The 16545-nt window shown below is 57.7% G+C and carries 13 protein-coding genes; 12 read left to right on the forward strand and 1 reads right to left on the reverse strand.

Going from position 1 to position 16545, the window contains the following annotated elements; translation table 11 throughout:
* The first annotated feature begins 795 nt into the window (after positions 1 to 795).
* The 5 genes from leuO to cra all read left to right on the forward strand — a co-directional run bounded on the left by leuO (position 796) and on the right by cra (position 7770).
* Positions 796 to 1743: a transcriptional regulator LeuO gene (gene leuO / locus AC4PR2_RS06385; RefSeq protein ID WP_197802386.1), complete on the forward strand. Its 948-nt coding sequence runs from the start codon at positions 796 to 798 to the stop codon at positions 1741 to 1743.
* A gap of 466 nt (positions 1744 to 2209) precedes the next feature.
* Entirely contained in the window at positions 2210 to 4018 is a 1809-nt protein-coding gene (locus AC4PR2_RS06390) for an AMP-binding protein (protein WP_197802387.1), read from the forward strand.
* Between the two features lie 316 nt (positions 4019 to 4334).
* Positions 4335 to 6053: an acetolactate synthase 3 large subunit gene (gene ilvI, locus AC4PR2_RS06395; RefSeq protein WP_043148148.1), complete on the forward strand. Its 1719-nt coding sequence runs from the start codon at positions 4335 to 4337 to the stop codon at positions 6051 to 6053.
* A gap of 2 nt (positions 6054 to 6055) precedes the next feature.
* Positions 6056 to 6547, forward strand: coding sequence for an acetolactate synthase small subunit (gene ilvN / locus AC4PR2_RS06400; protein ID WP_004932806.1), 492 nt, complete (start codon positions 6056 to 6058; stop codon positions 6545 to 6547).
* Positions 6548 to 6765: 218 nt separating this feature from the next.
* On the forward strand, positions 6766 to 7770 hold the full coding sequence (cra, locus tag AC4PR2_RS06405; protein WP_004932801.1) for a catabolite repressor/activator: 1005 nt from the start codon (positions 6766 to 6768) through the stop codon (positions 7768 to 7770).
* 37 nt (positions 7771 to 7807) lie between these two features.
* On the opposite strand, the gene AC4PR2_RS06410 is transcribed toward cra, so the two are convergent.
* Positions 7808 to 8248, reverse strand: coding sequence for an L-alanine exporter AlaE (locus tag AC4PR2_RS06410; RefSeq protein ID WP_084826854.1), 441 nt, complete (start codon positions 8246 to 8248; stop codon positions 7808 to 7810).
* 863 nt (positions 8249 to 9111) lie between these two features.
* On the opposite strand from AC4PR2_RS06410, the gene mraZ reads away from it, so the two are divergent.
* From mraZ to mraY, 7 genes are read left to right on the forward strand one after another with little or no spacing between them, the layout of a single operon-like run.
* A complete protein-coding gene (mraZ, locus tag AC4PR2_RS06415) occupies positions 9112 to 9570 on the forward strand; it encodes a division/cell wall cluster transcriptional repressor MraZ (RefSeq protein WP_025159638.1) in 459 nt (152 codons plus the stop codon).
* Between the two features lie 2 nt (positions 9571 to 9572).
* Positions 9573 to 10514: a 16S rRNA (cytosine(1402)-N(4))-methyltransferase RsmH gene (gene rsmH, locus AC4PR2_RS06420; protein ID WP_049200285.1), complete on the forward strand. Its 942-nt coding sequence runs from the start codon at positions 9573 to 9575 to the stop codon at positions 10512 to 10514.
* Positions 10511 to 10831 (forward strand): cell division protein FtsL, encoded by a 321-nt coding sequence (gene ftsL, locus AC4PR2_RS06425; protein WP_033651674.1) that lies wholly within the window; start codon positions 10511 to 10513, stop codon positions 10829 to 10831. Before rsmH ends, ftsL begins: the two co-directional genes overlap by 4 nt.
* Positions 10832 to 10873: 42 nt before the next feature.
* Entirely contained in the window at positions 10874 to 12637 is a 1764-nt protein-coding gene (locus AC4PR2_RS06430; RefSeq protein ID WP_004932790.1) for a peptidoglycan glycosyltransferase FtsI, read from the forward strand.
* The gene (gene murE, locus AC4PR2_RS06435; protein ID WP_033637101.1) at positions 12624 to 14111 is read left to right on the forward strand and encodes a UDP-N-acetylmuramoyl-L-alanyl-D-glutamate--2,6-diaminopimelate ligase; all 1488 of its coding nucleotides are present in this window, start codon (positions 12624 to 12626) and stop codon (positions 14109 to 14111) included. Before AC4PR2_RS06430 ends, murE begins: the two co-directional genes overlap by 14 nt.
* On the forward strand, positions 14108 to 15469 hold the full coding sequence (gene murF / locus AC4PR2_RS06440; RefSeq protein WP_049200286.1) for a UDP-N-acetylmuramoyl-tripeptide--D-alanyl-D-alanine ligase: 1362 nt from the start codon (positions 14108 to 14110) through the stop codon (positions 15467 to 15469). The genes murE and murF overlap by 4 nt, the downstream gene beginning before the upstream one ends.
* Positions 15463 to 16545: a phospho-N-acetylmuramoyl-pentapeptide-transferase gene (gene mraY, locus AC4PR2_RS06445; protein ID WP_004932782.1), complete on the forward strand. Its 1083-nt coding sequence runs from the start codon at positions 15463 to 15465 to the stop codon at positions 16543 to 16545. The genes murF and mraY overlap by 7 nt, the downstream gene beginning before the upstream one ends.

The raw sequence follows: 16545 nt of genomic DNA on the forward strand, positions 1-16545 counted from the left end.
GTGATCGGCTGAGTCAGCTCCGAACTTCGTCCACAGGCATACCGCGCAAACAAGATGCGTTAAGTAGTAGGCCTAGTAGACGGTGAGTACGGATCATAAGGGTTCAGCTTCTCTTAAATGGGGTGTCTGCCTAATTTGATACGTGATTGCCCTGGCGATGTCAACACCTGATTGAATGCGGGGACAATGCATCGGCGAATCGACCGAACAGAGGATCATGCGGCAAAAAAGCGACGCCCTAGAGAAAAAACGGGGCCAGTTTGCGTGCTGCTTAGCATAAACGAATCGAATATATACTGCGCTAATTGCTTCTGGATTTCGTTGCGTTAAGATTTGTGATGAAAAAATAAGAGGAATTAATCACGGGGGGCAATAAAATAACATTTTTAATACAAATGATTTAAATTAAATTCATATGATTAATTGATTGTTTTAGTCATAATATAACAAAATAATGCGTTTTTACACAAAGTGAGCGGTGTTTTTAGATGGTTTGATTGCTTATGATGTGTTTCTATAGTTTGTCTCATACTGTGCGGTTAGGTTGTTTAATTGTCTTAATCATTGTTGATACCTAATTATTAGTACCACCCAGGTGGCATTCTTCCCGCTGACGGGAGATGCTGCTGACATGTATTCCACATACGACTTATATCGTGACGATAACACGAGGTTTTTTATCGGCTGATGGCGGTAATGGCAGGATTTGTCGTGCAAAGATAAGACAATGCGGCGTTTCATTGTTTGTCGAGCATAAGGATTAGATTATCTACACAGGATTTAGTGGAGTGAAATATGGCTGAATATGATTCAGAAATCGCCATGGTCAAAGAGCCGGCGGACATTCATTTGCGCAGCGTCGATCTTAATTTGCTGACGGTGTTTGACGCCGTGATGCAAATGCAAAATATTACGCGAGCCGCTAATTCGTTAGGGATGTCGCAGCCGGCGGTGAGCAACGCGGTGGCGCGCCTGAAGGTGATGTTCAACGATGAGCTTTTCGTGCGCTGTGGGCGCGGGATCCAGCCCACCATGCGGGCCAGGCAGCTTTTTGGGCCGGTGCGGCAAGCGCTGCAGCTGGTGCAAAATGAGTTGCCGGGCGCCGAGTTCGAACCCCTGACCAGCACGCGAGCGTTCTCCCTGTCGCTGTGTAGCCCGCTCGATTTGCGTCTGGGCGCCGGGATAATCAATCACGTCAAACAGATCGCGCCGCAGCTTAACCTGCAAATAAAGTCGTACATCAACAATAATATTGAGCATCAATTGCGTTATCAGGACGTCGAGTTTGTCATCGGCTACAGCCGTTTCGAATCGGCGGAGTTTCGCAGCCTGGCGATGTTCGACGACGAATTAGTGCTGGCGGTTGCGCAGGCGCATCCGAGAATAGGCGAGGAGGTGACGCCGGAGCACATGCTGGCCGAGCAGCACGCTGCGGTTTCCCTGGAGAGTTTTGGATCGTTCAGTAAACCTTTTTATTTAGAGGAGCCGATGCTGCGCGCCGTGACGCAACAGTGCACGGATCTCTACAGCGTGTTGAATATGGTGTCGCAAACGGAAATGGTGGCGATTGCGCCCGTTTGGTTGGTGCGACAGCAGACGGAAGCGTTGAAAATAAAGGCGGTTCCTTTATGTGGCAACGAGAATAAAGCCACCTGCTATCTCTCCTGGCATGAATCCTCCGAGCGGGATAAAGGCCACCAGTGGATGAAATCCGTCCTGATTGAGGCAGGTAACCCAAAGTAAAGCGATAAAGAATGGGAGCCACATAAAGATAATATTCAACTGAGCGTTTTTTTCTCATGATAAAAACTAAGAACTATCTGTGTTTTTATTAAGATGTTTCTTGGTTTTACGGCGATAAAATAACTTATTTTCAGAGTGAGTTTGTTCGTTCAGCAAAAATAATTAATATAAATTAATATTCTGATTTTTACTTTCCGGCTGGTATTTTAAACTAACTCGATGCGGCGGCCCGGATGGGCCGCGTTTTATTGCCATCAGCAAACCTTTTCCTCCCCGTTTTGTCCAACCAATGAAAGTGCGGAAGCCGGACTGAGTTTTGGCTCACACTTCTACGCTGAAATCGCTTTTCCCCCTGTCTGAGACTAGGTAGACTGCGCAGAAAAAAGTAAACACGTGTAAGCTGAGATGAGGGCCGTAAGGCGTCGTTCCGGCTTAACTGTTTGATTCATTTCAGGCTTAGAGCACTATGATCACTAATCTGCTGCAATACCATTTGATCCATCGTATACAGCATCAAATCATCCACCGAGCCGATCGCACAGCTTTTCGCCAATGGTCGCCCAACGGCGAGTTGCAGCTGACCTGGGGAGAGGCCGCCACTCGTATTGACCGCATTGCCGCCGGGCTGCTGGGGCTGGGCGTCGAAGTACAAGAACGCATCGGTATTTTCGCCAATAACACGATGGTCTGGGCGTTGACCGATCTCGCTATCCTTCACCTGCGCGGCATCAGCGTTCCGCTTTATTCCACCAACACGCCGGCACAGGCGGCGTTCGTCACCAACGACGCCGACATCCGTATACTGTTCGTCGGCGAGCAGGCGCAGCTTGACGCCGCCATCGCGCTGCGCGGCGTCTGCCCGCAGCTGCGCCATATTGTCGTCTTCGACGAGGGGGCCGATCTGCGCGGCTGCGAGATCGCACAGCATCTGAGCACCTTCGAGCGCGCTGCCGATCCGGCGACTTTTGCCGCTCAACGCCAGCAGCGTATTGAAGAGTGCGACCTGCAGGATCTCTTCACCCTGATCTATACCTCGGGCACTACCGGCGAGCCGAAAGGAGTGATGCTGGACTACCGCAACCTGGCGGCGCAGCTCTACCTTCATGATGAAAGGCTGACGGTCGGCGAAGAAGATGTGTCGCTCAGCTTCCTGCCGCTGTCGCACGTTTTTGAGCGGGCCTGGAGCTTCTTTGTGATGCATTCCGGCGCGCAGAACGTTTTCCTGCCGAACACCGACTGGGTGCGGGAAGCGATGGGGCAGGTCCGCCCGACGCTGATGTGTGCGGTGCCGCGTTTCTACGAGAAGATTTTCAGCGCGGTGCACGAAAAAGTGGCGCGCGCCCCTTGGCTGCGCCGTGCGTTGTTCCACTGGGCGATCGTCTGCGGCGAGCGCAAATTCCTGCAGGAGCGCGCCGGCAAACCGTTGGGCAAAGTGTTCGACTTCACCCACCGCTGGGCCGATAAGCTGGTGTTGAGCAAGCTGCGCGGTATCCTCGGCGGCCGGGTGCGCTTTTTGCCGGCGGCGGGCGCCAAGCTGGACGACAATGTGATCCTGTTTTTCCAGGCGATGGGCGTCAACATCAAGTACGGTTACGGCATGACCGAAACCTGTGCGACCGTCTCCTGCTGGGAAGAGGGGCATTTCCGCTTCGGCTCCATCGGTAAACCGCTGCCGGAGGTCGAGGTGCGCATTGGCGAGGAAAATGAAATCCAGGTGCGCGGGCCGATTGTGATGCGCGGCTATTTCAACAAACCTTTGGAAACCGCCGCGACCTTTACCGAGGACGGCTGGCTGAAAACCGGCGACGCCGGGGCGATCGATGAAGAGGGCAACCTGTTCATCACCGAACGCCTGAAGGATTTGATGAAAACCTCCGGCGGCAAATATATCGCGCCGCAGATGCTGGAAGGCACGCTGGCGCAGGATCGCTTTATCGAGCAGGTGGCGATCATCGCCGATGCGCGTAAATTCGTTTCCGCGCTGATCGTGCCGTGCTTTGAGTCGTTGGAAGAGTACGCGAAGTCAGTGAACCTGAAATACCAAGATCGCCTGGAACTGCTGCGCAACGGCGAAATCCTCGAGATGTTCGAAAAGCGCCTGCGCGAGATGCAAAAGGAGCTGGCGCGCTTCGAACAGGTGAAGAAGTTCACGCTGCTGCCGGCGGCCTTTTCGATGGAGCTGGGGGAGTTGACGCCAACGCTGAAGCTGCGCCGTAAAGTGATCCTGCAGCGCTATCAGCGTGAAATCGACTCGATGTACCAGGAACAGGCCTGACGCCGCCGCCGGGCCATGCACCCGGCCAAAAAATCGGCATATCCTTCACCTGATTTAGTTCTGTAATTTCCCGCCTGTTCGAAACAATGCTTAGCCTGACAACCCCGAGGCTAGCGCATTGTTTTTATAAAGCCGCGATCTCCAGCTGCTTGGCAATAACCCCGCTACCGTTAAGCCATTTTGCCGTTTGCCTGCCCCATATTCTGACGTTATGTTAATTCGATAGCGACAACCCATAAAAACTTTGGGGCATTGCCCCGCAGCAGGCGCTACGTTCCGGCGCCAGAGAAGAATAAGCAAGCCTGGAGGCAAACCCATGGAGATGTTGTCAGGAGCCGAGATGGTCGTCCGATCGTTGATCGATCAGGGCGTTAAGCATGTATTCGGCTACCCCGGCGGGGCGGTGCTCGATATCTACGACGCCCTGCATACGGTAGGAGGGATCGATCATATTCTGGTGCGCCACGAGCAGGGGGCGGTGCACATGGCCGACGGCTACGCGCGCGCCACCGGTGAAGTGGGCGTGGTGCTGGTGACCTCCGGCCCCGGCGCCACCAACGCCATTACCGGCATCGCCACCGCCTACATGGACTCGATCCCGATGGTGGTGCTGTCGGGGCAGGTGCCCAGCTCGCTGATCGGCTACGACGCCTTCCAGGAGTGCGATATGGTGGGGATTTCTCGCCCGGTGGTGAAGCACAGCTTCCTGGTAAAACGCACTGAAGACATCCCGGCGGTGTTGAAGAAGGCGTTCTACCTGGCTTCCAGCGGGCGCCCCGGCCCGGTGGTGATCGATCTGCCGAAAGATATCGTCGGCCCGGCGGTGCGGATGCCTTATGCCTACCCGCAGGACGTGAGCATGCGTTCTTATAACCCGACGGTGCAGGGCCACCGCGGGCAGATCAAACGCGCGTTACAAACCATTCTGGCGGCCAAAAAGCCGGTGATGTACGTCGGCGGCGGCGCGATCAACGCCGGTTGCGAGGCCGAACTGTTGGCGTTGGCGGAGCAGCTGAACCTGCCGGTGACCAGCAGCCTGATGGGATTGGGCGCTTTCCCCGGCACCCATCGCCAGAGCGTCGGCATGCTCGGCATGCACGGCACCTATGAAGCCAACAAAACCATGCACCATGCCGACGTGATCTTCGCCGTCGGTGTGCGCTTCGACGATCGCACCACCAATAACCTCGCTAAATACTGCCCGGACGCCACCGTGCTGCACATCGATATCGATCCGACTTCGATCTCCAAAACGGTGGACGCCGATATTCCGATCGTCGGCGATGCCAGGCAGGTGTTGGTTCAGATGCTGGAGCTGCTGGCGCAGGACGAGAAAGCGCAGGATCACGACGCGCTGCGCGATTGGTGGCAGTCTATCGAGCAGTGGCGTGCCCGCGACTGCCTGGGTTACGACAAGCACAGCGGCACCATCAAGCCGCAGGCGGTGATCGAAACCCTGCATCGCCTGACCAAAGGCGACGCCTATGTCACCTCGGACGTGGGCCAGCACCAGATGTTCGCCGCGCTCTATTATCCATTCGACAAACCGCGCCGCTGGATCAACTCCGGCGGCCTCGGCACCATGGGCTTCGGTTTGCCGGCGGCATTGGGCGTCAAGCTGGCGCTGCCGGAGGAAACCGTGGTGTGCGTGACCGGCGACGGCAGCATTCAGATGAACATTCAGGAGCTGTCCACCGCGCTGCAATATAACCTGCCGGTGGTGGTGGTGAACCTCAACAACCGCTATCTGGGCATGGTGAAGCAGTGGCAGGACATGATTTATTCCGGCCGTCACTCGCAGTCCTACATGGATTCTCTGCCGGACTTCGTCAAGCTGGCCGAGGCTTACGGCCATGTCGGTATCGCCATCCGCACGCCGGATGAGCTGGAAAGCAAGCTGGCGCAGGCGCTGGCGGAAAAAGAGCGGCTGGTGTTCGTCGACGTGACCGTCGATGAAACCGAACATGTTTACCCGATGCAGATCCGCGGTGGAAGCATGGACGAAATGTGGCTTAGCAAAACGGAGAGGACCTGATCATGCGCCGTATTTTATCTGTCTTGCTGGAAAACGAATCCGGCGCTTTGTCGCGCGTGGTCGGGCTGTTTTCCCAGCGCGGTTATAACATCGAGAGCCTGACGGTGGCACCGACCGACGATCCGACGCTGTCGCGCATGACTATCCAGACCGTCGGCGACGAGAAAGTGCTGGAGCAGATTGAGAAACAGCTGCACAAGCTGGTGGACGTGCTGCGCGTCAGCGAGCTGGTGCAGGGCGCCCACGTTGAGCGCGAGATCATGCTGGTGAAGCTGCAGGCCAGCGGCTACGGCCGTGAAGAGGTGAAGCGCTGCGCCGACATTTTCCGCGGCCAGATCGTCGATGTGACGGCGACGCTGTACACGGTACAGCTGGCCGGCACCAGCGACAAGCTCGACGCCTTCCTGAGCGCAGTGCGTGAAGTGGCGGAGATCGTGGAAGTGGCCCGTTCCGGCGTGGTTGGCGTGTCGCGCGGCGACAAAATCATGCGCTGAGCGCGGTCTGGCGGCGAATAATCGGGGGCGCGGCGTGGCTGCGCCCTTTGTTTTTCGGTATTTTTTGCCCGATTGCTGGCACCTTTCGGCAAAAGCGGTTGCTAGGCAGTGTTTTCTGCTGTTAGATCGCAGAGGCTGGATTGAATAACCGTACGGGATGTCATGGTTAATCCGAGCACAGCCTTCACTTCTATTTTCAGCGTCATTAAGGGGTTAATGTGAAACTGGATGAAATCGCGCGTCTCGCGGGCGTTTCGCGCACGACGGCCAGTTACGTCATCAACGGCAAGGCGAAGCAGTATCGTGTCAGCGATAAAACCGTCGAGAAAGTGATGGCCGTGGTCAGGGAGCATAACTATCACCCGAATGCCGTCGCGGCGGGGCTGCGCGCCGGGCGTACCCGTTCTATCGGTCTGGTGATCCCGGATCTGGAAAATACCAGCTATACCCGCATCGCCAACTACCTGGAACGCCAGGCGCGCCAGCGTGGTTACCAATTGCTGATCGCCTGTTCCGAAGATCAGCCGGACAACGAAATGCGCTGTATCGAGCACCTGTTGCAGCGCCAGGTGGACGCCATCATCGTCTCCACCGCCTTGCCGCCGGAGCATCCTTTCTATCAACGCTGGGCCAACGATCCGCTGCCGATCATCGCGCTGGACCGCGCGCTGGATCGCGAGCATTTCATCAGCGTCGTCGGGGCCGATCAGGAAGACGCCTTTGCGCTGGCGCAGGAGCTGCGCACCTTCCCGGCTGAATCGGTGCTGTATCTGGGCGCCTTGCCGGAGCTTTCGGTGAGCTTCCTGCGTGAGCAGGGCTTCCGTCAGGCCTGGCAAGAAGATCCCCGCCACGTCGATTATCTGTACGCCAACAGCTATGAACGTGAAGCCGCCGGCGCGCTGTTTGCCGAATGGCTGAAAACGCACCCGATGCCGCAGGCGCTGTTCACCACCTCGTTCTCGTTGTTGCAGGGCGTGATGGACGTGACGCTGAAGCAACGTGGCCGTTTGCCGACCGATCTGGCGATTGCCACCTTCGGCGACCATGAACTGTTGGATTTCCTCGAGTGCCCGGTGCTCGCGGTGGCGCAGCGCCATCGTGACGTAGCCGAACGCGTGCTGGAGCTGGTGTTGGCCAGCCTGGACGAACCGCGTAAACCCAAACCGGGGTTGACGCGTATCCGCCGCAATCTGTTCCGCCGCGGCAGCCTGAGCCGCAAATAGTCCGCTCTACAGGAGCCCGCTATGTCGGGCTCCTGGTTTAGACGTAGCCCACCACCCGGAACAGCCGCCGGCAATATTCCAGGAAATAGCCATACACCACGCCCATCGCCATGGAGACCAGCGCATTGCTGGTGACCGCCGCCAGCATTTGTTGACCGTCGGCGCCTACGCTCCACAGAATGGCGGCATAAACCGGCGATTGGAAGCTGACGTAGGCCAGCAGGTCGGCGAGGTTGCGCAGCACGAACTGGCCGCGTGGACAGCGGCGCGCCGTGCGGATAAACAGATCGCGATAGCGACCGTAAGGCCAGGCGATCAGGATGTTGACCGGGATCGACAGCAGGCGCGAAGAGAGGGATTGCTGGAAGCTCATGCCGGAGATCAACACTTCTATCGCCATGCCGGCGATAAAGCAGTACACCACCAGTGCGAACGTATCGGCAGCGGCGCTACGCCAGTGAGCGGCGGGCGAAAGCATGTGTTATCTCCCTTTGGTTAAAATTCTGTTAATTTATTAATCGTTGGCTGTTAAAGCTGCTTTTTTGCTTTTTATATAGTGTACTAATCTGCATTGTGTTTTTTAACTAGATTTATATTTTTATTTTTAACATTTGCTCGGTTTTTGTCCCGCAGAACCGGGCGATAGGAGAGGGTAGAGAGATTAAAATCGGCAATTTAAAATAAATTCATTAAAAACATACGGTTGCGATTTTTGGCGTCGAATGGGGATTTTTTCCGGCAAAAATTGTGGAAATAAAGGTGTAAGAAAATGAAACCATAATTGTAAACAGGTATTTTGGGAATAATCTTACCAAATTGATTTAAATCGAAATTACTTCTGCTCGTAATATCCGAACCATTTATTTTTATCGCGGCCGCATCACGGCCATGCAAATTGAAGTAAAATAGCGCCCGGTTTTACGGTGAATAACGATTGAGCGTTATTAACTCAAGGAGTTATGGCCTTATTCCGCGATCGGTTCGCCCAACGCCGAGCCTTGGCGGGCGCGGCTCGCCAGCGGTTACCGCACTGAGATTGCCGAGCTGAAAAATGAGACATGGATTGCAGAAGGAAGTAATGAGTTAATTAATCGCCAGTTCGTCAGGTTTTTAATCAGATTCTTTCCGCTTAGAAAATTCTCTCCGTTTATCATGGTGTTAATTTTTAATCGTCGAATAATCAGAGTTTCTTTCGCGAGTCAGCTCCCAAAATGACCAGAGAAATATTGCCAAAGCGCTGGCGCTCTGGCTTGACAAGGTTTTCATACCCTCCGTAAACTCCATTGTGTGGGAATTTGTGGGGTAAAGTGGTGAAAACGGTCACTAAGGGGTAGCTCAGGAATGTTCCGTGGAGCGACGATGGTCAACCTCGACAGCAAAGGGCGGCTTGCCGTACCTACCCGATATCGGGAATTGCTCAACGAGGAATCGCAAGGCCAAATGGTCTGTACCATTGACCTCCATCAGCCCTGCCTGCTGCTTTATCCTTTGCCCGAATGGGAAATTATTGAACAAAAATTATCACGTCTGTCGAGCATGAATCCCGCCGAGCGCCGCGTTCAGCGCCTGCTGCTGGGGCATGCCAGTGAGTGTCAGATGGATAGTGCCGGTCGTTTGCTGTTAGCCAATACGCTGCGGCAACACGCCGGGCTCACGAAAGAAGTGATGCTGGTCGGTCAGTTCAACAAGTTTGAACTGTGGGATGAACAGACCTGGTATCAACAAGTCAAGGATGATATTGACGCTGAACAGTCGACTCAGGAACCGTTGTCTGAGCGGCTACAGGACTTGTCGCTATAAGCATGTTGGAAAACTATAAACACACCACCGTCCTGCTGGACGAAGCCGTCAACGGCCTCAACATCCGCAGCAACGGCATATATATCGACGGTACTTTTGGTCGCGGTGGCCATTCTCGTCTGATTCTGTCCCAGCTGGGGCCGGAAGGGCGCTTGCTGGCGATTGACCGTGACCCTCAGGCGATTGCAGCCGCCAAATCTATTGAAGATCCTCGTTTTACCATCGTACACGGCCCATTCTCCGAGTTGTCGCACTACGTGCGGGAACGTGAATTGGTGGGCAAGATCGACGGCGTTCTGCTCGATCTGGGCGTTTCTTCGCCGCAGCTTGACGACGCAGAGCGCGGATTCTCCTTTATGCGCGACGGTCCGCTGGACATGCGCATGGATCCGTCCACCGGCCTGTCCGCCGCAGAGTGGCTGATGAAGGCCGAAGCGGACGACATCGCTTGGGTGCTGAAAACCTTTGGCGAAGAGCGTTTCGCCAAGCGCATCGCACGCGCCATCGTGGAAAGAAACCGCGTGGAGCCGATGACGCGCACCAAAGAGTTGGCGGATCTGATTGCCGATGCCAGTCCGTTCCGTGAAAAGCACAAGCATCCGGCGACGCGCAGCTTCCAGGCGATTCGTATCTATATCAACAGCGAGCTGGAAGAGATCGAGCGTGCGCTCGACGGCGCGCTGGAAGTGCTGGCCCCACAGGGCCGTTTGTCGATCATCAGCTTCCACTCGCTGGAAGACCGCATCGTCAAACGCTTTATGCGTCACCATAGCCGCGGCGCCCAGGTGCCGGCGGGCATTCCGTTGACCGAAGAGCAACTGCGCAGCATGGGCGGGCGAACGCTGAAAGCGCTGGGCAAAATGATGCCTTCGGAAGCGGAAGTGGCGGACAACCCGCGTGCGCGCAGCTCGGTGCTGCGTATTGCTGAGAGGATGCCCGCGTGATCGGCAACGAACGCCACGGTTTGGTCGGGGTTATTGGCGGCGACCTGCTGCGCAACGCCAAGATCCCCATGATTTTACTGATTGCGTCACTGGTCTCCGCGATTTTCGTGGTGACCACCGCGCACCGCACCCGCCTGCTGACCGCCGAGCGCGAACAGCTGGTTCTGGAGCGCGATGCGCTGGATATCGAGTGGCGCAACCTGATTTTAGAAGAGAACGCCCTCGGCGATCACAGCCGGGTTGAACGTATCGCGACAGAAAAACTGCAGATGCAACACGTTGATCCATCGCAGGAAAATATCATCGTTAAACAATGAATGGTTTAACCGGAATAATGACACGGAGTAGAAAGGAAACGCATGAAAGCAGCGCGCCCCGGTAAGTTGAGACGCCAGGAAGATCAGGCCAGCTTTGTCAGCTGGCGTTTTGCGTTGCTGTGCGGCTGCATTTTGCTGGCGATGGTTGGCCTGATGCTGCGCGTCGCGTACCTGCAGGTCATCAACCCCGATCGTCTGGTGAAAGAAGGCGACATGCGTTCGCTGCGCGTGCAGGAAGTGCCGACCGCGCGCGGCATGATCAGCGATCGCGCCGGCCGTCCGTTGGCGGTCAGCGTGCCGGTCAATGCGGTGTGGGCGGATCCGAAAGAGCTGAACGAGCGCGGCGGTATCACGCTGGACAGCCGTTGGAAAGCGCTTTCTGATGCGCTGAACATCCCGCTGGACCAACTCTCCAACCGCATCAACGCCAACCCGAAAGGGCGCTTCGTTTATCTGGCGCGCCAGGTGAACCCGGCGATCGGCGACTACATCCACAAGCTCAAGCTGCCGGGGATCTACCTGCGGCAGGAGTCGCGCCGGTACTACCCGGCGGGGCAGGTGACGTCGCACATCATCGGCGTGACCAACATCGACGGACAAGGCATTGAAGGCGTCGAGAAGAGCTTCGACCGCTGGCTGACCGGGCAACCGGGCGAGAGAACGGTGCGTAAGGACCGCTTCGGCCGGGTCATCGAAGATATTTCCTCCGTAGACAGTCAGGCGGCGCACAACCTGGTGCTGAGCGTCGATGAACGCCTGCAGGCGCTGGTGTATCGCGAGCTGAACAACGCGGTGGCGTTCAACAAGGCCGAGTCGGGCACTGCGGTGCTGATCGACGTGAACACCGGCGAAGTGCTGGCGATGGCCAACAGCCCGTCTTACAACCCGAACAACATGGCCGGTACGCCGAAAGAGACCATGCGTAACCGTGCTATCACCGATATTTTTGAACCCGGTTCAACCGTGAAGCCGATGGTGGTGATGACCGCGCTGCAAAACGGCGTGGTGAGAGAAAACAGTGTGTTGAACACCATCCCGTACCGCATTCAGGGCCACGAGATCAAAGACGTGGCGCGGTACTCGGAGCTGTCATTGACCGGGATCTTGCAGAAGTCGAGTAACGTCGGTGTTTCAAAGCTGGCGTTAGCGATGCCGTCCTCAGCGTTAGTAGATACTTACTCTCGTTTTGGGCTGGGAAAAGCGACCAATTTGGGGCTGGTCGGAGAAAGCAGTGGCATATACCCAAAAAAACAACGGTGGTCTGACATAGAGAGGGCCACCTTCTCTTTCGGCTACGGGCTGATGGTAACTCCGTTACAGTTGGCGCGAGTCTATGCAACGATCGGCAGCCTGGGCGTGTATCGCCCATTGTCGATCACCAAGGTTGACCCTCCGGTCGCCGGCGAACGCGTTTTCCCTGAACCTCTGGTGCGCACCGTGGTGCACATGATGGAAAGCGTGGCCTTGCCGGGCGGCGGCGGCGTGAAAGCCGCCATCAAGGGATACCGTATCGCCATCAAAACCGGTACCGCGAAAAAAGTGGGCCCGGACGGCAAATACGTCAACCGATACATCGCTTATACCGCCGGCGTCGCGCCGGCAAGTAACCCCCGTTTTGCCCTGGTGGTCGTCATCAACGACCCGCAGGGTGGGAAATACTATGGTGGCGCAATCTCCGCGCCGGTGTTCGGTGCCATCATGGGCGGCGTATTGCGTACCATGAACGTCGAGCCTGACGCGTTGCCTACCGGTGACAAAAGCGAATTAGTGATTAACAAGAAAGAGGGTTCAGGTGGCAGATCGTAATTTGCGCGACTTACTCGCCCCGTGGGTGCCGACGGCACCCGGGCGCGCGCTGCGGGAAATGACATTAGACAGCCGTGTGGCGGCTGCCGGGGATCTGTTTGTCGCCGTTGTCGGCCATCAAACGGATGGACGCCGCTATATTCCGCAGGCCATCGCGCAGGGCGTCGCCGCCGTGATCGCCGAAGCTGACGGTCAGGCCGAAGACGGTGCCATCGTTGAAATGCACGGCGTGCCGGTGATCTACCTGAGCCAACTGAACCAGCGCCTTTCCGCGCTGGCCGGGCGTTTTTACCACCAGCCGGGCGAGCGTCTGCGTCTGGTCGGCGTAACCGGCACCAACGGCAAAACCACCACCACTCAACTGCTGGCGCAGTGGAGCCAACTGCTGGGCGAAACCAGCGCGGTGATGGGCACCGTCGGCAACGGCCTGCTGGGCCAGGTGTGTCCGACCGAGAATACCACCGGTTCTGCGGTGGATGTTCAACACGTATTAAACGATTTGGCGGAACAGGGCGCGACCTTCGCCGCCATGGAAGTTTCTTCCCACGGTCTGGTGCAGCACCGGGTGGCGGCGCTGCCGTTCGCCGCGGCGGTCTTCACCAACCTAAGCCGCGATCACCTGGATTACCACGGTGACATGGCCAATTACGAGGCGGCCAAATGGTCGCTGTTCGCCGCCCACAGCGTGGGGCAGGCGATCATCAATGCCGACGATGAAGTCGGTCAGCGCTGGCTGAGCAAGTTGCCGGATGCGGTGGCAGTGACGATGCAGGGCAACCTGCAGCCGGGCGGCCACGGCCGCTGGCTGAAAACCACGGCGGTCGATTATCACGACAACGGCGCCACCGTTCGTTTCAGCTCCAGCTGGGGCGACGGCGAGATCGAAAGCCGCCTGATGGGCGCTTTCAACGTCAGCAACCTGCTGTTGGCCTTGGCGACGCTGCTGTCGCTGGGCTATCCGCTGGAGGCGCTGGTGGAAACCGGCAGCCGCCTGCAGCCGGTCTGCGGCCGCATGGAAGTGTTTAACGCGCCGGGCAAACCGACGGTCGTGGTGGATTACGCCCACACGCCGGATGCGCTGGAGAAAGCGCTGGAAGCCGCGCGCCTGCACTGCCAGGGGCAGCTGTGGTGTGTGTTCGGCTGCGGCGGCGATCGCGACAAGGGCAAGCGTCCGCTGATGGGCGGCATCGCCGAGCAGTTCGCCGATCGCGTGGTGATCACCGATGACAACCCGCGTACCGAAGAGCCGCGCGCGATTATCAACGACATCCTGACCGGATTGCTGGACGCCGGACAGGCGCTGGTGATCCACGGCCGTGCCGAAGCGGTGACCAGCGCCATCATGCAGGCGCAGGAACAGGATGTGGTGTTGGTGGCAGGCAAAGGCCACGAAGATTATCAGCTGGTGGGCAACCGCCGCCTGGATTACTCCGACCGCACGACGGTCGCCCGACTGCTGGGGGTGCTGGCATGATCCCTGTCTCTCTTCAGACACTGGCTGAGGTATTGAGCGCTGAATTGATCGGCGCCGATTGCCAAATTGTCGAGGTGACGACAGACACCCGCAAGGTGACCGCCGGTTGCCTGTTTGTGGCGCTGAAAGGCGAGCGTTTCGACGCTCACGACTTTGCGGCGGATGCCGTAGCCGCAGGTGCCGGGGCGCTGCTGGTCAGTAAGCGCTTATTGGTGGACGTACCACAGCTGGTGGTGCAAGACACCCGTCTGGCGCTGGGGCAGCTTGGCGCCTGGGTGCGTCAGCAGGTGCCGGCGCGCGTGGTGGCGCTGACCGGTTCCTCGGGCAAGACCTCGGTGAAAGAAATGACCGCCGCCATTCTGCGCGAATGCGGCGAAGTGCTGTATACCGCTGGCAACTTCAATAACGACATCGGCGTGCCGCTGACGCTGTTGCGTCTGGAGCCGCAGCATGATTTTGCCGTGATAGAGCTGGGCGCTAACCATATTGGCGAAATCGCTTACACCACCGCATTGACGCGTCCGCAGACCGCTTTGGTGAACAACCTGGCGGCGGCGCACCTGGAAGGCTTCGGCTCGCTGGCCGGCGTCGCCCAGGCGAAAGGTGAAATCTTTACCGGCCTGCCGGCCGACGGCGTGGCGATCATCAACGCCGACAACAACGACTGGCCGCACTGGCAGAGCATGCTGGGCGGCAAAACCGTCTGGCGCTTCTCGCCGCAGGCTGCCGAAGGCGTGGACTTCTTCGCGGATAACGTGCGGGTGAACGGTGCAGGCACGCAGTTCACGCTGCACAGCCCGTTCGGCACCGCCGAGATCGCGCTGCCGCTGCCGGGGCGCCACAACGTGGCCAACGCGCTGGCGGCGACGGCGCTGGCGATGTCGGTGGGCGCCACCCTCGAAGCGGTGCGTCAGGGGCTGAAACAGCTGCAGGCGGTACCGGGGCGGCTGTTCCCGGTGGCGCTGGCCGAAGGCAAGCTGCTGCTGGACGACAGCTATAACGCCAACGTCGGGTCGATGACCGCGGCGGCGCAGGTACTGGCAGAGATGCCGGGCTACCGCGTGATGGTGGTCGGCGATATGGCCGAGCTGGGTGCGGAAGCGGAAGAGTGCCACCGTCAGGTGGGCGAAGCCGCCCGTCTGGCCGGGGTCGATAAAGTGATCAGCGTCGGCGGTTTGAGCCGCGTGCTGAGCGAGGCGTCCGGTAACGGCGAACATTATCAAGACAAGACAGCAGTGATCGCGCGCGTGGCGGAATTACTGTCGGAACATGCGGTCATTACCGTGTTAATCAAAGGTTCACGTAGTGCCGCAATGGAGCAGGTAGTACGCGCGTTACAGGAGAAAGCACCATGTTAGTTTGGCTGGCCGAGCATTTGGTCAAGTATTACTCAGGCTTCAACGTCTTTTCTTATCTGACGTTCCGAGCCATTGTCAGCCTGCTGACCGCACTGTTCCTGTCGCTGTGGATGGGCCCTCGGGTGATCAAGCGCCTGCAAGAAATGTCCTTCGGCCAGGTGGTGCGTAACGACGGCCCCGAGTCGCACTTCAGCAAGCGCGGCACGCCGACCATGGGCGGCATCATGATCCTGACCTCCATCACCATTTCGGTGCTGATGTGGGCTTACCCGTCCAACCCGTATGTCTGGTGCGTGCTGTTCGTGCTGGTGGGTTACGGCATCGTCGGCTTCGTCGACGACTACCGCAAGGTGGTGCGTAAGGACACCAAAGGGCTGATCGCCCGCTGGAAGTATTTCTGGCAGTCGGTGATTGCGCTGATTGTCGCATTCGCCATGTACGCCGTAGGAAAAGACACGCCAGCCACCGAGCTGGTTGTGCCGTTCTTTAAGGACGTGATGCCGCAGCTGGGCCTGCTGTACATCCTGCTGGCCTATTTCGTGATCGTCGGCACCAGCAACGCGGTCAACCTGACCGACGGCCTGGACGGCCTGGCTATCATGCCGACGGTATTCGTGGCGGCCGGCTTCGCGCTGGTGGCCTGGGCGACCGGTAACATGAACTTCGCCAACTACCTGCATATTCCGTATCTGCGTCATGCCGGTGAGTTGGTGATCGTGTGTACCGCCATCGTCGGCGCCGGCCTCGGGTTCCTGTGGTTCAACACTTACCCGGCCCAGGTGTTTATGGGCGACGTCGGTTCGTTGGCGCTGGGCGGCGCGCTGGGCACCATCGCGGTGCTGCTGCGTCAGGAGTTCTTGTTGGTGATCATGGGCGGCGTATTCGTGGTAGAGACGCTGTCGGTGATCCTGCAGGTGGGATCGTTCAAGCTGCGCGGGCAACGCATTTTCCGCATGGCGCCGATTCACCACCACTATGAATTGAAAGGCTGGCCTGAGCCGCGCGTTATCGTGCGCTTCTGGATCATTTCGCTGATGCTGGTGCTGATTGGCCTGGCAACGCTGAAGGTGCGTTAA

This window comes from Serratia sp. A07, assembly GCF_058725505.1.